This window comes from Actinopolymorpha rutila, from assembly GCF_013407855.1.
GTDB lineage: Bacteria > Actinomycetota > Actinomycetes > Propionibacteriales > Actinopolymorphaceae > Actinopolymorpha > Actinopolymorpha rutila.
This window is the reverse complement of the sequence record NZ_JACBZH010000001.1, coordinates 2,222,713-2,244,099: the sequence shown is the minus strand read 5'-3', so window position 1 is coordinate 2,244,099 and position 21,387 is coordinate 2,222,713. Positions and strand designations below refer to the sequence as shown.

Annotated in this window: 17 protein-coding genes; 5 read left to right on the top strand and 12 right to left on the bottom strand. The window is 71.7% G+C overall.

The features are described from left to right. Positions 1–197: 197 nt before the first annotated feature. Together F4554_RS10105 and F4554_RS10100 are read left to right on the top strand one after the other, a co-directional pair. The gene (locus F4554_RS10105; protein WP_337795950.1) at positions 198–2,234 is read left to right on the top strand and encodes an ABC transporter ATP-binding protein; all 2,037 of its coding nucleotides are present in this window, start codon (positions 198–200) and stop codon (positions 2,232–2,234) included. 11 nt (positions 2,235–2,245) lie between these two features. Further along, positions 2,246–4,054, top strand: a complete 1,809-nt coding sequence (locus tag F4554_RS10100; protein ID WP_238341257.1) for an ABC transporter ATP-binding protein — start codon at positions 2,246–2,248, stop codon at positions 4,052–4,054. A gap of 51 nt (positions 4,055–4,105) precedes the next feature. Here F4554_RS10100 and F4554_RS10095 read toward each other — a convergent pair whose 3' ends face one another. The 6 genes from F4554_RS10095 to rpsB form a co-directional block, all read right to left on the bottom strand. Next, positions 4,106–4,687, bottom strand: coding sequence for a histidine phosphatase family protein (locus F4554_RS10095; protein WP_179787139.1), 582 nt, complete (start codon positions 4,685–4,687; stop codon positions 4,106–4,108). 11 nt (positions 4,688–4,698) lie between these two features. Next, positions 4,699–5,598, bottom strand: a complete 900-nt coding sequence (locus F4554_RS10090; RefSeq protein ID WP_179787138.1) for a phosphatidate cytidylyltransferase — start codon at positions 5,596–5,598, stop codon at positions 4,699–4,701. Between the two features lie 40 nt (positions 5,599–5,638). Beyond that, positions 5,639–6,193 (bottom strand): ribosome recycling factor, encoded by a 555-nt coding sequence (gene frr / locus F4554_RS10085; RefSeq protein ID WP_337796297.1) that lies wholly within the window; start codon positions 6,191–6,193, stop codon positions 5,639–5,641. 191 nt (positions 6,194–6,384) lie between these two features. After that, positions 6,385–7,134, bottom strand: a complete 750-nt coding sequence (pyrH, locus tag F4554_RS10080; RefSeq protein ID WP_179787137.1) for a UMP kinase — start codon at positions 7,132–7,134, stop codon at positions 6,385–6,387. Between the two features lie 114 nt (positions 7,135–7,248). Continuing rightward, positions 7,249–8,070 carry a translation elongation factor Ts gene (gene tsf, locus F4554_RS10075; RefSeq protein WP_179787136.1) on the bottom strand — a complete coding sequence of 274 codons (822 nt, stop codon included), beginning with the start codon at positions 8,068–8,070 and terminating at the stop codon, positions 7,249–7,251. 78 nt (positions 8,071–8,148) lie between these two features. After that, positions 8,149–9,165, bottom strand: coding sequence for a 30S ribosomal protein S2 (rpsB, locus tag F4554_RS10070; RefSeq protein WP_179787135.1), 1,017 nt, complete (start codon positions 9,163–9,165; stop codon positions 8,149–8,151). 473 nt (positions 9,166–9,638) lie between these two features. Between rpsB and F4554_RS10065 the strand changes: the two genes are divergently transcribed. Continuing rightward, complete coding sequence (locus tag F4554_RS10065; protein WP_179787134.1) at positions 9,639–10,790, top strand: M23 family metallopeptidase; 1,152 nt, start codon at positions 9,639–9,641, stop codon at positions 10,788–10,790. Positions 10,791–10,812: 22 nt separating this feature from the next. Here the strand turns inward: F4554_RS10065 and F4554_RS10060 are convergent, their stop codons facing one another. The 5 genes from F4554_RS10060 to F4554_RS10040 form a co-directional block, all read right to left on the bottom strand. Beyond that, positions 10,813–12,024: an aminotransferase class V-fold PLP-dependent enzyme gene (locus F4554_RS10060; RefSeq protein WP_202889232.1), complete on the bottom strand. Its 1,212-nt coding sequence runs from the start codon at positions 12,022–12,024 to the stop codon at positions 10,813–10,815. Positions 12,025–12,161: 137 nt separating this feature from the next. Then, the gene (locus tag F4554_RS10055) at positions 12,162–13,226 is read right to left on the bottom strand and encodes a tyrosine-type recombinase/integrase (protein WP_179787133.1); all 1,065 of its coding nucleotides are present in this window, start codon (positions 13,224–13,226) and stop codon (positions 12,162–12,164) included. A gap of 278 nt (positions 13,227–13,504) precedes the next feature. Next, on the bottom strand, positions 13,505–14,863 hold the full coding sequence (dprA, locus tag F4554_RS10050; protein ID WP_179787132.1) for a DNA-processing protein DprA: 1,359 nt from the start codon (positions 14,861–14,863) through the stop codon (positions 13,505–13,507). Then, positions 14,860–16,515 carry a YifB family Mg chelatase-like AAA ATPase gene (locus F4554_RS10045; RefSeq protein ID WP_179787131.1) on the bottom strand — a complete coding sequence of 552 codons (1,656 nt, stop codon included), beginning with the start codon at positions 16,513–16,515 and terminating at the stop codon, positions 14,860–14,862. Before F4554_RS10045 ends, dprA begins: the two co-directional genes overlap by 4 nt. Further along, positions 16,512–16,871 (bottom strand): YraN family protein, encoded by a 360-nt coding sequence (locus F4554_RS10040; RefSeq protein WP_179787130.1) that lies wholly within the window; start codon positions 16,869–16,871, stop codon positions 16,512–16,514. The genes F4554_RS10045 and F4554_RS10040 overlap by 4 nt, the downstream gene beginning before the upstream one ends. A 172-nt stretch (positions 16,872–17,043) precedes the next feature. Between F4554_RS10040 and F4554_RS10035 the strand changes: the two genes are divergently transcribed. Further along, positions 17,044–18,783: a thiamine pyrophosphate-dependent enzyme gene (locus F4554_RS10035; protein WP_179787129.1), complete on the top strand. Its 1,740-nt coding sequence runs from the start codon at positions 17,044–17,046 to the stop codon at positions 18,781–18,783. 74 nt (positions 18,784–18,857) lie between these two features. Further along, positions 18,858–20,582 carry an L-arabinonate dehydratase gene (gene araD / locus F4554_RS10030; RefSeq protein ID WP_179787128.1) on the top strand — a complete coding sequence of 575 codons (1,725 nt, stop codon included), beginning with the start codon at positions 18,858–18,860 and terminating at the stop codon, positions 20,580–20,582. A gap of 5 nt (positions 20,583–20,587) precedes the next feature. Here araD and F4554_RS10025 read toward each other — a convergent pair whose 3' ends face one another. Next, entirely contained in the window at positions 20,588–21,343 is a 756-nt protein-coding gene (locus F4554_RS10025) for a ribonuclease activity regulator RraA (protein ID WP_179787127.1), read from the bottom strand. Positions 21,344–21,387 lie beyond the last annotated feature (44 nt).

Below are 21,387 nucleotides of genomic sequence, written 5' to 3'. Positions count from 1 at the left end.
CCGAAATTCGTGTTTCCGGCGGGCACAGAATTCGTGTCGCGCACCTTACCAGCGGCCACCGACAACCCGATTTCCTCCGAGAATCCCCTTGGCGGACGGGCCAGGTTTCGTGCTAGAAAGTCCTGGTCTCACGCGCGGAGCCGGCACCGGACACGATCGTGCGACCCCCCACCCCGTTGGTTCGTCGGAGGAAGCTCGTGGCCACGCCCAGATCGGAGTTCACCGTTGCCGACCAGCGACGGTCCGACCTACGCGGTCCGGTTCGCTGGATCCTGTCCCATCCGCTGCGGCACCGCCGCTACGCCGCCGGGTTCCTGGGCGGCTCGCTGGTCATGGTGGTGCTCAACTCCGCGATCCCGGGGCTGACCGGTTCGGCGTTCGACGCGGTGGTGACCGGCGGCAACGAGGGGCGGGGCAAACTCGCCGGCATCGTGGTCGCCCTGGTGGGCATCGTTCTCCTGCGCGGCGTCTTCGACCTGATCGCCCGGCTGTGCACCGAGGTGCTCGCCAAGCGGATGGAGCGCGACGCGCGCGAGGAGCTCTACACCAGCCTGCTCGGCAAGAGCCAGACGTTCCACAACCGGCAGCGGGTCGGCGACCTGATGGCCCGCGCCGCCAACGACGTCCGCCAGCTCAGCACGATGATCTCCCCCGGCTTCGACCTGATCGTCGACTCGATGCTGCAGGGACTCGTCCCGATCGTCTTCATCGCGTTCATCGACCCCCGGCTGCTGCTGGCGCCGGTCCTGTTCGCGGTGTCGTTCTACTTCGCGATCCGGCACTACATGCGCCGGCTCAACCCTGTCTCCACCGCGATGCGCGACCAGTTCGGAAACCTCAACGCCGGCCTGAGCGAGGCCGTGCGCGGCATCGAGGTGGTCAAGGTCACCGCGCAGGAGGAGCAGGAACGCCGGCGGTTCGAGACCAACGCCCGCAGCTACCGCGACTCCTTCGTCAAGCAGGGCATGATCCAGGCGCGTTATCTCCCGACGCTGCTGCTCGCGGTCGCCACCGGCGGCGCGCTCCTGCACGGGCTGGTGCTCTACCGCGCGGGTGACCTGTCGCTGGGCGACCTGGTCGCCTACCTCGGCCTGATGGGCCTGCTCGGGTTCCCGACCGGCATCTCCATCTTCTCGTTCTCCCTGGTCCAGATCGGCATCGTCAGCGCGCGGCGCATCCTCACCCTGATCCAGGAGGAGACCGAGCTCGACCAGAACACCGCCGGTCACCAGGGCGCCATGCGTGGCGAGATCGTCTTCGAGAACGTCTCCTTCGGCTACGGCGGTGAGCCGGTCGTACGCGACCTCAGCTTCCGCGCCGAGCCCGGCCAGACGGTGGCGATCGTCGGCGAGACCGGCTCGGGCAAGAGCACCCTCACCAAGCTGGTCAACCGGATCTACGACGCGGACCAGGGCCGGGTGCTGATCGACGGGGTGGACCTGCGCGACTGGAACCTCGACTCCCTCCGGTCCCAGATCTCCACAATCGAGCAGGACATCGTGCTGTTCTCCCGGCCCATCGCAGAGAACATCGCGTTCAGCCTCGGCCAGCGCGCGCACCGCGACGACGTGGTACGGGCGGCCAAGGACGCCCAGGCCCACTCGTTCATCGAGGACCTCGAGGACGGCTACGACACGGTGATCGGCGAGCGCGGCGTCACTCTGTCCGGCGGGCAGCGTCAGCGGCTGGCCATCGCCCGGGCCCTGCTCACCGACCCGGCCGTCCTCATCCTGGACGACTCCACCAGTGCCATCGACAGCGCCACCGAAGACGAGATCCAGCAGGCGATCCGGCGGATCCTGCAGGGCCGAACCACCCTGCTGATCACCCACCGGCTGTCCCAGATCCGCTGGGCCGACAAGGTGCTACTGATCCAGCGCGGCGCCCTCGTCGACCAGGGGACCCACGACGAGCTCCTCCAGCGGTGCGGGCTGTACCGCCGGATCTTCGCCCACTACGACGAGGTGGCCCACCCCGAGGCGGTGCCCGCGGAGGTCGGGGCCGACGGGATCCTCGAGCCCGACGAGCCGTTCGCGTCCGGCGAGGCCGAGCAGGACGGGATCCTCCAGCCCGCCGGCGAGCGCGTTGGTGCCGGCGCGCGAGCGTACGACCACCCGGCGACGGTGTCGGCCGACGGTCACCACCCCCACCACCCCGGGCAGAGCGACGACCCCGCGCGTTCCGGTGGGCACCGGCACCCGGCCGGCCCGGTTCACGACGGCGAGGAACTGTAATGGGCTTCCTGATGGACGGCCTATCGGCCGAGGACTACGACCGCACCTACTCCGACCGCGACCTCGTCGGACGCATCCTCGGCTACTTCCGCCCCAAGCTGCCGGCCATGTCGATGGTCGCGGCGATGCTGGTCCTGACCTCGCTGCTGCAGGCGGTGCTTCCGCTGGTGATCAGCTGGGGGCTGGACCGGGTGGTCAAGGACGACTCCGCCAACTTCATCGCGGTCCTCGTGGGGCTCATCCTGCTCTCCGGGGTCTTCGCCTGGGTCACCAACTTCGTCCGCCAGGCGTTCAGCGCCCGGGTGGTCGGTGACGTGGTGCTGCAGCTGCGGGAGGACGCGTTCGCCGCGACGCTCAAGCGCGACCTGTCCTTCTACGACGAGAACCCCTCCGGCAAGATCGTCAGCCGGGTCACCTCCGACACCGACGACTTCGCCAACGTCGTGACCCTGACGATGAACCTCCTCAGCCAGCTGCTGCTGGTCGGCGTCATCACCGGACTGCTGTTCGCCCGTGACGTCGGCCTCGCGTTGCTCACCCTCGCGCTCACCCCAGTGGTCATCGCGCTCGCGCTCGCCTTCCGGCGGCTCGCCCGCGACACCACGCGCAAGGCCCAGCGGTCCCTGGCCCGGGTCAACTCCAATGTCCAGGAGACGATGGGCGGCATCGCGGTCGCCAAGAACTTCCGCCAGGAACAAACCATCTACGACGAGTTCAGGCCGATCAACGACCAGAACTACCGCGTGACCCTACGGCAGGGGATGGTCTTCGGGGCGATCTTCCCGCTGCTGTTCCTGGTCGCCGGGCTCGGCACGGCCATGCTCGTGCACGTCGGCGGCCACAGCGTGCTCGACGGCAGGGTGTCGGCCGGTGACTGGTACCTCTTCCTGCAGGCCGTCGCACTGTTCTGGTTCCCGCTGACCAGCATCGCGTCGTTCTGGTCGCAGTTCCAGCAGGGCCTGGCCGCCGCCGAACGCGTCTTCGCCCTGATCGACGCCACCCCGCGGGTGCTGCAGACCAACCCCGGGCCGGTGGGCCGGCTCAGCGGGGAGATCGAGTTCGCCGACGTGACGTTCGGCTACGTGCCCACCCAGCCGGTGCTCGACCACTTCTCACTGCACATCCGGGCCGGAGAGATGATCGCACTCGTCGGGCACACCGGCGCGGGCAAGTCCACGCTCGGCAAGCTGATCACCCGCTTCTACGAGTTCCAGGGCGGTCACATCTACCTCGACGGCCGCGACATCCGGACGCTCGACCTGCACGACTACCGCCGTCAGCTCGGAGTCGTCCCGCAGGTGCCGTTCCTGTTCGCCGGCACCGTGGCCGACAACATCCGCTACCCCCGCCCAGAGGCGGGCGACGAGGAGGTCCGCCAGGCGGCGCGGCACATCGGCAACGGCGACTGGCTGGCGGCGCTGCCGGAGGGGCTGGCCACCGAGGTCGGCGAACACGGGCAGGCGCTGTCCATGGGGCAACGGCAACTCGTCGCCCTGGCCCGGCTGCTCATCCAGGATCCGGCCATCGTCATCCTCGACGAGGCGACCGCGAGCGTCGACCCGCTGACCGAGGCGCAGATCCAGGAAGGCCTCGACGTCGTGCTCGAAGGACGTACGTCGATCGTGATCGCCCACCGGCTGTCCACGATCCAGCACGCCGACCGGATCGTGGTGCTCCGTGACGGCGGGATCGTCGAGGAAGGTGACCACCTGTCGCTGATGCGGCGGGGCGGTCAGTACTGCGAGGTCTACAACACCTACTTCCGCCACCAGTCGCCCAACTACCGGCCGGGCACCGGGTTCGTACCCGTCGGCACCTGAACCGCGGGACGCGCCCGGTCAGGACGCGAGGGGGCAGTAAGGGTGCGGGGGTCAGTAAGGGTCCGGCACGGATTCGCCGGCTCCCCACGGCGAAACGATCTCGGCGACCTCGCCGTCGACCCGGAGAGCGCAGTGGTCCGGCATCCGCAGCCGCTCCCACGCCTGCAGGTCGGGCGCACACCGCGTCAGGGCAGCGACCACCAGCGTCCAGGCCGTGCCATGACCGACGAGCACCACGTCGTCGTCCGGGCAACTGTCGGCGATCCGCCGGACGGCACCCACCACCCGGTCGGCGGTGGCGACGGCGGCTTCCCACCCGGGCGCCGCCGGCACTTCCGGCTCGGTCATGCACCGCCGGACCAGCGCCGACCATGCCGACGCACCGAGCCACGGCTGTGCGGGCCGGGTCATCTCCCGCAGGCCGTCGACGAAGCCGACGGCGGTGCCGGTCAGCGCCCGGGCGGTGGCCCGTGCCTTCGGCTCCGGGGAGGAGAACCACCGCGCTCCCACCGGAAGCTTTCCGGAGTCGCGCAGCGCTGTCAGCCCGGCAGCGGCGTCGGGATGCAACGCCCACTCCTCCGCCGGACGGGTCTCGTCCGGCGCGGACCGGCCGTGGCGTACAAGGTGGATCATCTGGGCCACGGTCAGTTCACCACCGGCACCAGCAGGCTCAGCACCAGCCAGCTCACCAACGCGGTCGGCAGCAGCGAGTCGAGGCGGTCCATCACCCCGCCGTGCCCGGGCAGCAGGCTGCCCATGTCCTTGATGCCCACGTCCCGCTTCAGCATCGACTCCACCAGGTCGCCCAATGTCGCGGTGATCGTCGCGGCCGCTCCCAGGATCAGCCCTGCCCACCATGAGCCGCCCAGCAGAACCATCACGGCGGCGACACCGATGGCCAGACAGAAGACGGCCGAGCCGGCCAGCCCTTCGTAGGTCTTTGCCGGACTGATCGAGGGAGCCAGCGGATGGCGGCCGAAGAGTACGCCCGCGGTGTAGCCGCCGACGTCGCTGGCGACGGTGACGGCGACGAAGACGACGACCCGGAGCGGGCCGTCCTCCGGCCGGAGCATCAGCATCGCGAAGCCGGCAAGGAACGGGACGTACATCGCGACGAAGACACCGGCGGTCACGTCGCGGACGAAGCCGTCACGCCCGCCGGCCAGCCGGCCCATACAGAGCGCGAGCGCGGTCAGCCCGAATGCGCCTACGAGCGCCGGGGTCTGCCCGACGTAGGCACCGACCAGCATTCCGACCACCCCGGCCAGGAGTGGTATCAGGGGAAGCCGAACGCCGGCGGGCTGGAGAGCACGGGAGAGTTCGATCACGGCGACGCAGACGGAGACCACCACGAAGCCGACGAACACGGCCTTGACGATGAACAGCGAGGCGAGCACCACCACGCCCAGCAGCAGCCCGACGCCGATCGCCGCCACCAGGTTGCGGCCCGGTCGGGGACGCGGACGCGCCGGAGCGACGTCCTGCCCGGAGTCGGCGCGGGACGGGTCGCCGCCGGAAGAGGGTTGGGTCACGATTTCCTGCACCGGCAGCTTCCTCGCAGGTCGTGCGGTTGCGGAGCCACGCCTAGACCTCGAGGATCTCTTCTTCCTTGTGCTTGAGGACACCGTCGACCTGCTCGACGTACTTGCGCGTCAGCGAGTCGAGGTGCTTCTCCGCGCGAGCCACGTCGTCCTCGCCAGCCTCGCCGTCTCGCGACAGGCGGTCCAGCGTCTCCTTCGCGTGCCGGCGGACGCTGCGGACCGAGACCCGCGCCTCCTCCGCCTTCTGCCGGGCGAGCTTGACGTACTCCTTGCGGCGTTCCTGGGTCAGCTCCGGCAGCGAGATCCGGATCACGCTGCCGTCGTTGGCGGGGTTGACGCCGAGGTCGGAGTCGCGGATCGACTTCTCGATCGCGGACATGGCGTTCTTGTCGTACGGAGAGATCACGACGAGCCGGGCCTCCGGGATCTGGAAGGAGGCAAGCTGCTGGATCGGCGTGGGCGTGCCGTAGTACTCCGCCTGGATCTTCGCGAACATGGCCGGGTGTGCGCGACCGGTCCGAATCGCGGCGAACTCGTCTTTGGCAAAGTCAACGGCCTTGCCCATCTTCTGTTCCGCGTCGCGGAGAGTCTGGTCGATGGTCACGGTCGCGGTCTCCTTCGTCCTCGGTTGCCCGGCCTCCGGCCCCGGGGGCGCTCCGGCAGGGGTTTGGCGTACACGAGTGCTTTGTGCGTCAGGTGTCGCGTTCGGCACGTCGTTCGCTTCGTGGACGGAACCGCGCACGGGCCGCGAGGCCGACCACTTCGCTCACTGCGACCCGAGCGGCTCCGTCAGGAGTCGGCCGAGACGAGCGTTCCGATCCTCTCACCCCGAACGACCCGAGCGATGTTGCCGTCCTCGAGCAGGTTGAAGACGATGATCGGCAACCGGTGCTCCATGCACAGGCTGAACGCGGTCGCGTCCGCGACCCGCAGCCGCCTGCGCAGGCACTCGCCGAAGCTGATCTGCTCGAACTTCGTCGCCTCGGGCACCTGCTTGGGGTCGGCGTCGTAGACGCCGTCGACGGAGGTGGCCTTCAGCAGCACCTCGGCACCGACCTCGAGTGCACGCTGTGCGGCCACCGTGTCGGTGGAGAAGTACGGCATGCCGGATCCGGCGCCGAAGATGACGACCCGGCCCTTCTCCATGTGGCGGATCGCCCGCCGGGGGATGTAGGGCTCGGCGATCTGCCCCATGGTGATCGCCGTCTGCACGCGGGTGTCGACGTGCTCCTTCTCCAGGAAGTCCTGGAGCGCCAGGCAGTTCATGACCGTGCCCAGCATGCCCATGTAGTCGGCGCGGGCCCGGTCCATGCCGCCCTGCTGAAGCTCGGCGCCGCGGAAGAAGTTGCCACCGCCCACCACGACCGCCACCTGAACGCCGCTGCGTACGACGTTGGTGAGCTGTTTGGCGATGCTCGCCACGACGTTCGGGTCGACTCCGAGCCGCCCGCCGCCGAAGACCTCACCGGACAACTTAAGGAGTACGCGGTCGTAGGGGCGCTCCTGTGGGGCGGAGGGCGGGATCGCCGCGGCCGTCATCGGCGTGTTCCCTCTGGTACGGCCTTCACGATCCCGCCTCCTGTCCAGCTGAGAGTTGATGTCAGTCGCGCCGGCGGAGTGCGGACTGCTCCCTCCGCCGGCGGGCTGGGCAGCTCAGGACTGGCCGACCTCGAAGCGCACGAAGCGCTTCACGGTCACACCGGCGTCGCTGAGGACCTGGCCGACCGTCTTGTGCTGGTCGTGGACGGAGGGCTGCTCGACCAGAACCGCGTCCTTGAAGAAGCCGTTGACCCGGCCCTCGACGATGCGCGGGAGCGCCTGCTCGGGCTTGCCCTCGGAGCGGGCGGTCTCCTCGGCAATCCGCCGCTCGCTCTCGACGACCTCGGCGGGTACGTCGTCGCGGGAGGCGTACTGCGGGCGCATCGCGGCGATCTGCATCGCCGCGCTCTTCGCAGCCTCCTCGTCGGCACCTTCGTAGGCGACGAGGACGCCGACCTGCGGGGGCAGGTCGGTGGCGCGCCGGTGGAGGTAGACGGCGGTCGGCCCGTCGAAGACCGCCACGCGGCCGATCGCGAGCTTCTCACCGATCACCGCCGCGAGCGCGTCGACCGCCTCGCCGGCGGTCTTGCCGTCGGGAAGCGTCGCCGCGGCCAGCGCCGGTGCGGAGTCGACCTTCGCGCCGGCGGCGGCAGCGGCGAGCTCGGCGCCGAGCGCCTGGAACTGCTCGTTCTTGGCCACGAAGTCGGTCTCGCAGTTGAGCTCGACCAGGGCACCGTCCTTGGCGACGACGATGCCGTTGGCGGCGGTGCGCTCGGCTCCACGCTTGGCCGCCTTGGCCGCGCCCTTGACCCGCAGGATCTCGACGGCGCGCTCGAAGTCGGCGTCGGCTTCCTGGAGGGCGTTCTTGCAGTCCATCATCCCGGCCCCGGTGGCTTCCCGGAGCCGCTTCACGTCGGCTGCTGTGATGGTGCTCATCTGAAGTGGATCGCTCTCTTGCTCAGTGGGCGTCAGTGGAATGCCTGGAACTCGAGGCAGCTCGCGCTGCCCAGGAGCTCAGGCGTTGCCGTCGGACTCGCCGGCCGGAGCGTCGGCGGGGGCCGCGGCCTGCGCCGGAGCGGCCTGCTCGGTGCTCGCAGCCTCGGAGGTAGCGGCCTCGGTGCTGGCGGCCTCGGAGGTAGCGGCCTCGGTGCTGGCGGCCTCGGAGGTAGCAGCCTCGGGGGTCGCAGCCTCGGTGCTCGCCACGGCGTGCTCGCCGTTCGCCGCCTTCTCGGCCCCGCCACCGGCCTCGGCCTCAGAGCGTGCCAGCAGCTCCCGCTCCCACTCGGGCAGCGGCTCCTCGGCGCCGAGCTCGGCGCCTGCCTGCGGCTCCTCGCCGCCACCGGCACGGGCCATCAGGCCGTCGGCGACCGCGTCGGAGATGATCCGGGTGAGCAGCGAGACCGAACGGATCGCGTCGTCGTTGCCCGGAATCGGGAAGTCGACCTCGTCCGGGTCGCAGTTGGTGTCCAGGATCGCGATGACCGGGATGCCGAGCTTCTTGGCCTCGTCGACGGCGAGGTGCTCCTTTTTGGTGTCGACGATCCACACGGCGCTGGGCAGCCGCTGCATCCGGCGGATACCGCCGAGCGTGCGGTCGAGCTTGTCCCGCTCGCGACGAAGCTGCAGGAGCTCCTTCTTGGTCATGCCCGAGCCGGCCACGTCGTCGAAGTCGAGCTCCTCCAGCTCCTTGAGGCGCTGCAGCCGCTTGTAGACGGTCTGGAAGTTGGTGAGCATGCCGCCCAGCCAGCGCTGGTTGACGTAGGGCATCCCGACCCGCGTCGCCTGCTCGGCGATGGCCTCCTGGGCCTGCTTCTTCGTACCCACGAAGAGCACCGAGCCGCCGTGGGCCACGGTGTCCTTGACGTACTGGTAGGCACGGTCGATGTACGACAGCGACTGCTGCAGGTCGATGATGTAGATGCCGTTGCGCTCGGTGAAGATGTAGCGCTTCATCTTCGGGTTCCAGCGCCGGGTCTGGTGTCCGAAGTGAACGCCGCTCTCGAGCAGCTGCCTCATCGTGACGACGGCCATGGCCGCATGTCCTCCTCTGCGCTCCGTGGGAGCGCGCTCTCGGTTCGGTGGCCTCGACCCGGTTGGTCGTGCCCCTGACGCCCGCGCACACCCAAGCCCCGCCTGGCTTCATGCCCGCAGGGACCGAGAGGTGTGCCCGCGTCGTCGGAACGACTTGGAGAGCGGGCGTGCGTAATGTGTTGCTCTGATATCGGTGGTATCGCTGATATCGAATTGTGGTGCTTCGCCGTGCTTGCTGTGCCGACAACCCGTCCCGGACCGGCAGGCCCGAGCCCCGACCCGGACTACGCGGTGGCGTACTCCGAGACGGCGGGTAGACGGATTGCCCGGTGAAGTGTACTCGATCGCCGCACTTGGTCCCGGCCCCGCGTCCCGGCGGCTGATTTCCGTCCACAGCACCCTGACCGGCTGCGCCGTCCACAGCGGCCGCCTCCCTCCAGGCAGGCCCCGCCGCCGCTCGAAACGATCAGCCCATGACTCCCTCCCACTCCTGTTCCGCACGTCCGGCGGTCCCACGTGGCACTGCCTTGTCGATCGTGGCCGTCCTCGCGCTCGTGGTCCTGCTGGCGGACGCGGCAGCCGCGTATGCAGCGCCGTCGTCAGCGCCCGCGCCTGCGGTGGCTTCCGTCGCGGCGCCGTCACGTTGGGTGTGGCCGCTGTCACCGCGCCCGGAGGTCGCCCATCGCTTCGATCCGCCCGATGCCCGGTGGGGCCGTGGCCACCGTGGTGTCGACCTGCTCGGCTCCGACGGCCAGCCGGTCCGAGCGGCGGGTGCGGGAGTGGTCACCTACGCGGGACTCCTTGCCGGACGCGGCGTGGTCACCGTCCGGCATGGAGACCTCCGTACGACCTATCAGCCGGTTACCCCCAAGATCCCGGTCGGCGCTCACGTCGACGCCGGTGACGAGCTGGGCCTGCTGCGCACAGCAGGCGGCCACTGCGCGCCGCGAACGTGCCTGCACTGGGGGTTGCTCCGCGGCGACGACTACCTCGACCCGCTGTCCCTGCTCGGCACCGGACCGCCGCGTCTGCTCCCCCTCGACGTGCACCGGCCCACCGAAGTGATGCTGACGCCCGCGCGGTGGACCCCGTTCACCCTCCCGCCACCTGCGCCGGCGCCGGCCGACCCGGCGGCGACCTCGCCGACCGTGCCCTCTCGACCGGATGGATCAGCTCAGCCGGGTGAGCCGGCCCAGCCGGCAGAGGCCTCCCGACCGGCCGTGCCCTCCACACCGGCCGAGTCCGCTCAGTGGGCCGAGTCCTCCCTGGTGGCGGAACACCCTCCAGCGGGGCTGCCGATTGCGCTGTCTTCGCTCGCCTCACCGCCCCCGGATGCCGGCGACTCAGGCGGGCGGGGCCGCCGGCTCGAGGCTTTGGCTACCGAGATCCCCACCCTGCTCACCACTGTCATGGCTCCCGCGGCGGGTGCTCTCGCCGGTGCGGTCGCGGCGGGCCTGCTGGTCCGTCGCAGCGGCACCCCGGTGAGCCAGCCGCCACTGCCGCCCGCTCCGCCGCCCACCCCGGCGTGGGGGTCGGCGCGCCGGTTGCCCCGGCTCCGACGGCGGCGTCCGGCGCCGGTCGTGGACCTCGCCTCGATGCGCCGCCGGTCCGGGCGTGCCGCCTGACCAGCCAGGTTCAGGCGCGCACTCAGCCCAGGATCTGGGCGAGGCCGGTCGCGAGTCGCTCGTACTCCTCGGCCGCGTTGTACGCCTGGGCCGAGACGCGCACGAAGCCGCGGCCACGCCAGCAGGTGACCGCCACCTCGATGCGCAGGTCCTGCGCGATCCGGACGGACAGTGCGCGCGCACCCTCCTCGTCGGAGGCGACTCCCGCCGGCAGGGGAATGATCCGCATGGACAGCTCGGCCGCGCCTCCAGCCTCCCGCGGCCCGACGCCGAGGGCGCCGCCCACCACCTGCTGTCCGTACGCCGCGAGCGCGTTGTTGTGGTCGCGCAACCGCTCCGGATCCCAGGCGGCGAAGAAGTCGAGAGCGTCCGGAACGGCGAGCCAGGCGGTGTCGTCGGCGGTTCCCTGCTGGTCGAACGCCGCCGGGAACTCGTATGCCTCGTTCCAGGACGCGACCAGCGGGCGGATCCGGTCGCGCCACGGCCGGGCGATCCACAGGCCGGCGACCCCGCGCGGAGCGAACGCCCACTTGTGGAAGTTGCCCACCCAGAAGTCGGCCCCGAGTGCTTCGACCTGGACCGGCAGCATCCCCGGTACGTGCGCGCCGTCTACCAGAGTCGCCACGCCTCGTTCCCTCGCCGCGGCGGCGACAGCCGCGACCGGAAACAGCCGGGCGGTCTGGGAGGTGATGTGGTCGATGATCAGCAGGCGCGTCCGGCTGGTGATGGCGCCCAGGACCGCGCTGGTCACCTCCTCGTCGGAGGCGAGCAGGTCGATCTGGGCGGTCACTACCCGTGCCCCCGCCGAGCGTGCCCAGCGGTGGGCGGCGAGGGTCACCGCTCCGTAGCTGTGGTCGGTCAGGACCACCTCGTCGTCCGGCCGCAGCGGGAACGACGCCAGCACCGTGCTGACCCCCGCGGTCGCGTTGCCGACTAGCCCCAGGGAGTCCGGTGCGGCACCGAGGAACGCGGCCGCGCGCTCCCGGGCGTGCTGGACGGCGGGGATGCGTACCTCGCGGTAGTAGTTCATCGGGTTCGCGTCCGACAGGTCGCGCCAGCGGGCCTGGGCGGCTCGAACCAGCCGCGGGACGGCGCCGAAGGACCCGTGGTTGAGGTGCGCGCGGTCGGGATCGAGGTCCCATGCCGACCGGGCGTTCGCCCAGCCGGGCGAGCCTGCCGAGTCTGACTTCGCCGTCGGCCCCTCATCGGTCATCGCCGTCACGTCACAGCTCACGACGGGCGATTGTGCCACGCTCACCACGCTGGGCGTACGTCCCACGCTCGGTTGCCTCCGGCCCAGGGGCTGTCCTGCGGACCAGGGTCGGAAGGCAGCCGCAGAACGGACCCCGGATACGCGCGGGCGTTCGGCCCTCAGGCGCGCGGATGTGCCTGCTGGTACACCTTGCGCAGCCGTTCCGCGGAGACATGGGTGTAGATCTGCGTGGTCGCCATCGAGGCGTGCCCGAGAAACTCCTGCACGGTACGCAGGTCGGCACCGCCTTCGAGCAGGTGAGTCGCAACCGAGTGGCGCAGGCCGTGTGGAGCGAGGTCGGGTGCGTCCGGAACGTCGGCGAGCCGGGCGTGTACCAGCCGGCGGACCGTGCGCTGGTCGAGCCGCCCGCCGCGTACCCCGAGGAACAGGGCGGGCCCGCTCCGGTCGGTGCACAGCTTGCCGCGGGCCGTACGCAGGTAGTCGTCCAGCGCCTCGGCCGCCGGGACCCCGAAGGGCACCGAGCGTTCCTTGCGCCCCTTGCCGAGCACTCGTACCAGCCGACGGCTCTGATCTATGTCGTCCACGTCCAGGGCGACGAGTTCGCCGACGCGGACACCGGTCGCGTACAGGAGTTCGAGAACGGCACGGTCGCGCCCCCCGACGGGTGACCCGTCGTCGCTGGCGACAGCGGCGACCCGCAGCAGTTGACCGGCCTCGTCCTGGCGGAGCACACCAGGCAGCGTGCGGTGTGGTTTGGGCGAGCCGAGCAGCAGCCCGGGATCTTCGGCCAGGACTCCTGTGCGGTGCGCCCAGGCCGTGAAGGTCCGGGCCGCCGCCGCGCGGCGGGCGAGGGTGGTTCGTGCTCGCCCGCCGGCCTGGATCCCGGCCAGCCAGTCGCGAAGGAGATGTATGTCGATCAGGCCGAGCGGGCCGGCCGCGGCCTCAACGTCCCCACCGGCGTGTCCCTCGTCCGCGCCTCCAGCTCCGTCACCGTCAGCCGCCCCCGCGGAGCAGGCGTCCCCGTCCGCGTCATCGGTGTCGCCCCGAACGGCCTGCACGTGGTCGAACAGGCTCCGGATGTCCCCGAGGTACGCACGAACCGAGTGCTCGGACAGGTCACGCTCGGCCCGGAGGTGGCGGGCGAAGGCAGCGAGTACGGGCTCGGCCCACTCGGGGCCGGGCCGACCGGGGGCGGGTTCGGCGGTGTTCACACCTACGACCATGCCGCATCCGGCGTCCCCACGGGTGAGCGACCGGCCGAGAAGGTGGGCTCGGGTGACCGGCCCGGACGCTTTCCGGGGTGGTCTGGACGGTTTCCGGGGCCGACCGGACGGTTCCCCCAGGGGGTCGGCAGGACGGGTTCCCCGGCGTCCGTACGCGGGGCCGGCCGGACGGATTCCCGGGGTCGGCCCGACGAGGTTCCGGGGCGGTCTGGATGGGTTCCGGAGCGGGCCGCCGGGAGGGGTGAGGCGAGGGCACTTCCGAGGGTGGTCCCCGCGACTCATGGTCCGCTCGACTGGTGTCGGCGGGTGTCGCGCTCTCGGGCCGACAGCCGCCAGCCTGTCCCCTGGCGTTCGACGAACCCGAGCAGGAACAACTCCCCGAGCGCGGCGAGCACCTCGTCGGCGGCCACCCCTGCCGACCGGGCGATGGACGCGACCCCACCCGCCCGCAGAACCGGAACCGCCTCCAGCACCTGGCGCGCCCGTGGGTCCAGGCCGTCTCGTGAGCGGCTGACCCCGGTCTTCGGTGGGGCGAGGTCCACGCCCAGCCGCCCGACCTGTTCCACCACCTCCTCGGCGTCGGTCACCAGGACGGCACCGCCGTCGCGGACCAGCCGGTGCACCCCTGCGGAGGCCACGGAGGTGACCGGCCCCGGCACGCCCATCACCTCCCGGTGGCAACGCTCGGCCCAGCTCGCGGTGTTGAGGGCGCCGCTGCGCAGCGCCGCCTCCACCACGACGGTGCCGAGGGTCAGTGCGGCGATCAGGCGGTTGCGGATGAGGAAGCGCGGACGACGCGGTGTCGACCCGGGCGGTACCTCGCTGATCACCAGTCCGGCGTCGGCGATCCAGCCCAGGAGTTGCTCGTGCGCCCGGGGATAGGGGACGTCCACCCCGGAGGCGAGGACGGCGACCGTGCAGCCACCCGCGGCGAGCGCGCCTCGGTGGGCGGCCGCGTCAATCCCGAACGCACCGCCGGACACGATCGTCACGTCGTGGTCGGCGGCACCGGAGGCGAGCTCGGCCGCGACGTACAGGCCGTACTCGGTGGCCGCCCGGGCCCCCACGAACGCGCAGGACCGTGCGGTCACGACACGCAGGTCCACACCCCCGCGCACCCACAGCGCCAGCGGCGGACCACCACGTCCGTCGATGGTGCCGGCCACGTCCAGGACGTCGAGCGACGGCGGCCACTCGGCATCGCCGGGGCAGACCAGCCGGGCGCCGACGGCGGCAGCGGTCTCCAGGTCGCGGTCAGGGTCGAAGGTCGCCAGCCGGGACTGGTAGTCGGCGAGCCTGCGGCCCGGGAACCGGCTCGTGCGGATGGCGTCGTAGGCGACCTCGGCGCCGTGCTCGGCGACGAAGCGAGCCAGGGTCAGGTCGCCGGGTTCGCCGAGGCGAGTCAGCGCGGCCCGGGCCCGGCGTTCGGCCAGGGAGACCTCACCGCTCCCCTCCCGCGCCGAGAGGTCGACCGCGCCCAGAGAGTCCGGCGAACCAGGAGAGCCAGGAGAGCCAGGAGAGCCCAGAGAGCCTGAAGATGCGGCGGAACCCGCGGAACCCGGTTCACCTACGCCGTCCAGACCGAGTTGGCAGGGTTGGCCGGGCTGGCCGGGTACATCACCTGCTGGGTGCGTCATGTCACCGGCTCCGTCGACTCGGGTTGGGTCTCCCCGCCACCACGGATGAGGTTGGTGCGACGGGCGACGCCGCGCCGTCCGGTGTCCCGGCGGAAAGGCTCCCTGCCCAGCCTCAGCGTCAGCGCCGCGAACACGTCCTGCCGTCCGGGGCGGTCGCGCCCGGCCAGGTCCGCGAGGGTCCAGGCCAGGCGGAGTACCCGGTCGGCGCCGCGGGCGGTGATCCAGCCGGAGCTGAGCTGACTCTCCACGGCGGGCAACGCGTCTGGCTCGGGTGGCCAGCGCCGCCGCAGCTCGTAGCCGGGCACATGGGCGTTCAGCGTCCACGGAGCGTCCGCGAAGCGCTGCGTCTGGCGCTGGCGGGCCGCTCGCACCCGCTCCGCGACGACGGCACTGGGCTCGACCAGGCTCTGGTCGGCGACCATCTCCGCCCGGGCGACCGGCTCGACGAGTTGCATGATGTCGATCCGGTCCTTGATCGGACCGGACAGCCGATGCTGGTAGCGGCTCCTGGCCTGCGGAGTGCAGGTGCAGTAGAGGCCCTTGCCGTAGGCACGTCCGCACGGGCACGGGTTGGACGCGATCACCAGTTGGAAGCGAGCGGGGAACCGGGCCGTGCCGGCCGCCCTGGCGATGACCACCTCGCCGTGCTCGAGCGGCTGACGCAGCGCGTCGAGCACCGTGGGCCTGAATTCGGGAGCCTCGTCCAGAAAGAGCACTCCCCGGTGTGCCAGCGACACCGCACCCGGCCGGGCCATCCGGGCACCTCCACCGACGATCGCCGGCAGTGAGGCGGAGTGGTGGGGATCGCAGAACGGCGGCCGCACCACCAGCGGAGCGTGTGAGGGCAACAACCCTGCGACGGAGTGGATGGCGGTCACCTCCAGCGCCTCTCGCTGGTCGAGGTCGGGGAGCAACGCGGGCATCCGTTCGGCCAGCATCGTCTTGCCGGCGCCCGGGGGACCCGACATCGCGAGATGGTGACCACCGGCGGCGGCCACCTCGACCGCCTTCCGGGCGCCGGCCTGCCCGAGCACCTCGCCGAGGTCGAGGCCGGCCAGCCGGTCCGAACGCGGCAGCACGCTGTGCTCGGCGGCCGCGGGATCGTCCTCGGCGGGATAGGGCGGCTCGTCGGGCAGCTCGTCCCCGCACAGCAAAGCCAGCGTCTGCCGCAGTGACCGCACACCGAAGACCTCCACTTCGGCCACCAGCCTGGCCTCGTCGACGTTGGGCTCGGGAACGACGAACCGGGTCCGGCCCGCCGTTGCCGCGGCGAGCACGGAGGGCAGGGTGCCCCGGATGGGCTTGAGGCGGCCGTCGAGCCCGAGCTCGCCGAGCAGCACCACGTCGTCGAGCCGGTCCTGCGAAACGGCCTGGGCCGCACCCAGCACCGCCATCGCGATGGCCAGGTCGAAGTGGGCGCCGGCCTTGGGCAGCGTGGCCGGCGACAGCGCCACCGTGAGCTTGCGCTGCGGCCAGCCCTGCCCGGAGTTGGCGACGGCGGCCCGTACCCGCGAACGCGCCTCGGCCAGCGCGGCGTCGGGCAGGCCCACCAGGCTGAACCCGGGCAGGCCGTTGCCGATGTGGGCCTCCACGTCGACGACGTGGCCCTCGACTCCGGACAGGGACACGGATCGGGCTCGGGCGAGCGTCATCCGTCGATCCCGCGTACGTGCTCGATGTGGGCGGGGGCGGACCCGCGGCGGAGTACGCCGACGACGTCGATCCGGACCGCGCGCGGCCGAAGGTCGTGGTCGGCCAGGAACCGTGCGGCCAGCCGGCGCAGCCGCGCGGCCTTCTCGGGCGTCACCGCCTCCAGCGGGGTCCCGAACATCACGCCGGACCTCGTCTTGACCTCACACACGACCAGGGTCTGCCCGTCCCGCGCGACGATGTCGATCTCGCCGATGTCGCAGCGCCAGTTGCGGACCAGGACGACGAACCCGGCGTCTTGCAGATGCCGGGCCGCCAGCTCCTCACCGTGGCGTCCGACCAGGTCTTTCACTCGCATCGGTGCTCACCTCCGCGACCACTCTGGCCGGGCGGGCGGGCGGGTTTCGGGGCGGCGATGCGGGCTGTGGACAAGGGCGCCGGCGTACCGACTGTGGACAGAAACCGGTCGCCACGCGGGTGTTGTGGGAACCGGCTGATATGACGGGAGTCCGCGCAGGAGGGAGGAGCACATGGCTCAGACCGTCGCCGGGACAGCCGTCCGGCAGCTTGTCGAGGCCGGCGTCCGCACCGCGTACACGGTTCCGGGAGAGTCCTTTCTCCCCCTGCTCGACGCCTGGGAGGCCGAGCCGGGCGTACGCCTGGTCTCCACCCGGCACGAGGCCGGGGCGGCGTTCATGGCGGAGGCGGAGGCCAAGCTGACCGGGCGGCCGGCGCTCGCCCTGGCCAGCCGCGGCCCCGGTGCGGCCAACCTCGCCATCGGCGTACACACCGCGCGGCAGGACCAGACACCGCTGATCGCGATCCTCGGTCAGGTGGAGTCCGGCGAGCTGGGACGGGAGGGGTTCCAGGAAGTCGACCTGGCCGCCATGTACGCCCCGCTCACCGGTTGGGCGCGGGAGGCACGCACCGCCGAGGAGGTGCCCTCGCTACTGGCCGAGGCCCACCGAGCGGCGACCGGGCCGCGCCCGGGGCCGGTGGCGCTCGCCGTGCCGGCGGACTTCTGGACCACGGTGTACGACGGCGCGGCGCCGCTCGCCAGCGGCCACGACCAGCGCGACGGCGCGGCCGGCTCCCCCGACGAGGCAGCCCGCCGGTCGGCGGACCATCTCGCCGAACACCTCGCCGGCCTGTTGTCGTCGGCGCGCCGGCCGGTGGCGATCTGCGGTCCAGGCGACCGGGTGGGCCGGGAGACCCTGCGGGCCGCCTGCGAGGTCGCCGACTTCGGGGTCTACTCGGCGTTCCGGCGGCAGGACTGCTTCGACGAGGACCACCCGCACTTCCTCGGGCACCTCGGTCTCGGCGTACCCGAGGAGGTTCGCCAGGCGCTGGAGGACGCCGACCTGGTGGTGGTCCTGGGCACCCGGCTGGACGCGATCACCGCGCAGGACCTCCGGTACCCCCTGCCCCACCAGCATCTGGTCCTGGTGGGTACCGGCCTGCCCAGGCCCAGGCACCCCGGCGTCACCACCGTCCTGGACGGGGACCCCCGCGACGTCCTGGCCTCCCTCGTCCGCCGCGCCACCGGCGCGACTCCGTCCGGTCCCCACGGTCCCCACGGTCCGCGAAGCCGGGAAAGGCCACGGAGCACACGAGCCGCGATGTGGGAACGCCACCACGCCGCCGCCGTCGGGTACGCCCGCCCGACCGGCGAGGCCACCCGGCCCGGCACCGTGCACCCGGCCGAGGTGGTCACCACGCTGCGGCGGCTCGTGCCCGACGACGTGATCCTCACCAACGACGCCGGCAACTTCTCCGCGTTCTTCCACCGGCACTGGGGGTTCCGCACCACCCACCGACTGCTGGCGCCCTGCAACGGCGCGATGGGCTACGCCGTCCCGGCTGCCGTCGCGGCCAAGCTGCACCGGCCCCGGAACACCGTCGTCGCGCTGGTCGGGGACGGCGGCGTCCTGATGACCGGGCAGGAGATCGAGACGGCGGTGCGGTGCGCCGCGCCGATCGTCGTCCTGGCGTTCCAGAACGGCATGTACGGCACCATCGCAATGCACCAGGCGACCTCGCACGGACGGCTCGCCGGCGTGGACATCGGCCGCCTCGACCTCGCCACCTGGGCCCGCGGCCTGGGCGCGGAGGGCTTCGTCCTCGACGACCCGGCGCGCGTGGAGACCGTCCTGGCCGAGGCCCTGCGCTGCGGCCGGCCCTGCGTGGTGGACGTACGTACCGACCCAGACGTCATCGCGCCCGGCCGGCGGCTCTCCGGCCTGCTCGCCCCTGCCCGGCACCCCTCGTAGACCCCCACCGAAACGACCGCAGGACAGCACCGAAAGAAACCCCCGCAGAAACCCGCCGCAGAAAGGGAGACATCGTGACCCGCCTTCGCCCCGAGGACCTGCGCAGCCACGCGTGGTACGGCGACCCCGGCGTGCGCGCCTTCGGCCACCGTTCCCGCACCCGTCAGATGGGCATCAGCGCCGAGGAGCACCTGGGCAAGCCGGTCATCGGGGTGATCAACACCTGGAGCGAGATCAACCCCTGCCACACCCACCTGCGCCAGCGGGCCGAGGAGGTCAAGCGCGGCGTGTGGCAGGCCGGCGGCTACCCCGTCGAGCTTCCGGCGATGTCGTTGTCGGAGCCGTTCCAGAAGCCGAGCACGATGCTCTACCGCAACCTGCTCGCCATGGAGACCGAGGAACTGCTGCGGTCGTACCCCATCGACGGTGCGGTCCTGCTCGGCGGCTGCGACAAGACCACCCCGGCGTTGCTGATGGGCGCGGTGAGCATGGACGTGCCCTCAGTGTTCGTCCCGGCCGGGCCGATGCTGCGCGGCAACTGGCGCGGAACCGTCCTGGGCAGCGGCAGCGACGTGTGGAAGTACTGGGCGGACAAGCGGGCCGGCGTGATCGGCGACCAGGAGTGGAGCGAGCTCGAGGACGGCATCGCGCGCTCACCCGGTCACTGCATGACGATGGGTACGGCGTCCACGATGACCTCGGCGGCGGAGGCGCTCGGCATGACGTTGCCGGGTGCGGCGTCGATTCCGGCGGCCGACTCGGCGCACGCCCGGATGGCCGCGGCCAGTGGCCGGCTCGCGGTGGACATGGTGTGGAACGACCGCCGGCCGTCCCAGATCCTCGACCGGCGCGCCTACCTGGACGCGGTGACCACGGTGCTCGCGCTCGGCGGCTCCACCAATGCCGTCATCCACCTGATCGCGATGGCCGGCCGGAGCAGGGCCGAGTTGACGCTGGACGACTTCGACGACCTCTCCCGCCGGGTTCCCGTGCTGGCCAACATCCGCCCGACCGGCGCCTACCTCATGGAGGACTTCTACTACGCCGGCGGACTGCGCGGCCTGCTCGCCCAACTTCGCGACCTGCTGCACCTGGACCGGATCAACGTGACCGGCCGGACGCAGGCCGAGGTGCTGGCCGACGCCGAGGTGTACGACGCGGACGTGATCCGCCCGCTGGACAAGCCGGTGTGGCCCGAGGGCGGCCTCGCCGTGCTGCGCGGCAACCTCGCCCCGGCCGGCGCGGTGGTCAAGCACGCGGCGGCCGACCCGCGCTTCCACCGGCACACCGGGCCCGCGGTGGTCTTCGACAGCTACCAGGACCTGCAGCGCCGGATCAACGACGAGTCCCTGCCGATCACTCCGGACACGGTGCTGGTGCTGCGCGGCGCGGGCCCGCACGGCGGGCCGGGGATGCCGGAGTACGGCATGCTGCCGATCCCCGACCGGCTGCTCAAGGAGGGCGTGCGGGACATGCTGCGGATCTCCGACGCCCGGATGAGCGGCACGAGCTACGGCGCCTGCGTTCTGCACGTCTCACCCGAGTCGCACGTCGGCGGACCGCTCGCGCTGGTCCGCGACGGTGACCTGGTGACCCTCGACGTCGCCGAACGCCGGCTGAGCCTGGACGTGTCCGACACCGAACTCGCCGAACGCCGGGCCGCGTGGACGCCACCGGAGCCAGCGTACGGGCGAGGCTACGGCGCGCTCTACCTCTCCCACATCACCCAGGCCGAGGAGGGCTGCGACTTCGACTTCCTCGCCCGCGAGGGGAAGGTGGCCGCGCCGGAGGCCCACTGACGGGATCAGAGCTGGGGCGGGTTGTCCTTCGCCCAGGCGCGGTAACGCTCCCGGGTCTGCTCGTTGGGCGGGTAGACCCCGGGCAGCGCCGCCCCTGCCTCGATCTCCGCCTGGACGAACTCCTCCAGGTGCTCCTGCGCGACCGCGTCGCGAGCCACCTCCGCGGCCAGCTCGCGCGGGACGCACACCACGCCCTCGCCGTCGCCGACCAGCACGTCGCCCGGATACACCGGCACCTCCGCGCACCCGATCGGCACCTGCAGGTCGACGGCGTGGTGCTGGACGAGGTTGGTGGTGGCCGACACCCCGGCGGAGTACGCCGGCAGTCCCAGGGTGGCGAACGTCGGCGAGTCGCGGACCGCGCCGTCGGTCACCACACCCGCCGCGCCGCGGCGCAACAGCCGGGTGCCGAGGATGCCGCCCAGGGACGCCGCCCGGCCCTGGCCCCGGCAGTCCATCACCAACACCTGACCGGGTCCGACCGACTCCACCGCCTTACGCTGCGGGTGCTCGGGGTCGGCGAAGACGCCGAGCACGTCGAGGTCCTCGCGGGCCGGGATGTAGCGCAGCGTGAACGCGGTGCCGACCATCCGCGCCGCCTGCGGGTTCAGGGGTCGCAGGCCGACGAGGAACGTGTTGCGCAGGCCGCGGGCCATCAGCTGGGTGGTCAGCGTCGCGGTCGACACCTGCCGCAGCGCGGCGACCGTCTCCGGCGCCAGTGGTTCGGAGTCGGTGGACCGGGACTCACGAACGTCGGTCATCTCGGGCTCCCTCTCGGTTGGCCGGCCAGCGCCCCGAACCGAAA

Bases quoted from the DNA above. Each gene is read 5' to 3' on its own strand.
- F4554_RS10095 (WP_179787139.1), bottom strand. From the start codon at position 4,687: ATGATCCACCTTGTACGCCACGGCCGGTCCGCGCCGGACGAGACCCGT.
- F4554_RS10035 (WP_179787129.1), top strand. From the start codon at position 17,044: ATGGCTCAGACCGTCGCCGGGACAGCCGTCCGGCAGCTTGTCGAGGCC.
- F4554_RS10065 (WP_179787134.1), top strand. From the start codon at position 9,639: ATGACTCCCTCCCACTCCTGTTCCGCACGTCCGGCGGTCCCACGTGGC.
- F4554_RS10055 (WP_179787133.1), bottom strand. From the start codon at position 13,226: ATGGTCGTAGGTGTGAACACCGCCGAACCCGCCCCCGGTCGGCCCGGC.
- pyrH (WP_179787137.1), bottom strand. From the start codon at position 7,134: ATGACGGCCGCGGCGATCCCGCCCTCCGCCCCACAGGAGCGCCCCTAC.
- F4554_RS10045 (WP_179787131.1), bottom strand. From the start codon at position 16,515: ATGACGCTCGCCCGAGCCCGATCCGTGTCCCTGTCCGGAGTCGAGGGC.
- F4554_RS10040 (WP_179787130.1), bottom strand. From the start codon at position 16,871: ATGCGAGTGAAAGACCTGGTCGGACGCCACGGTGAGGAGCTGGCGGCC.
- dprA (WP_179787132.1), bottom strand. From the start codon at position 14,863: ATGACGCACCCAGCAGGTGATGTACCCGGCCAGCCCGGCCAACCCTGC.
- F4554_RS10100 (WP_238341257.1), top strand. From the start codon at position 2,246: ATGGACGGCCTATCGGCCGAGGACTACGACCGCACCTACTCCGACCGC.
- F4554_RS10025 (WP_179787127.1), bottom strand. From the start codon at position 21,343: ATGACCGACGTTCGTGAGTCCCGGTCCACCGACTCCGAACCACTGGCG.
- rpsB (WP_179787135.1), bottom strand. From the start codon at position 9,165: ATGGCCGTCGTCACGATGAGGCAGCTGCTCGAGAGCGGCGTTCACTTC.
- tsf (WP_179787136.1), bottom strand. From the start codon at position 8,070: ATGAGCACCATCACAGCAGCCGACGTGAAGCGGCTCCGGGAAGCCACC.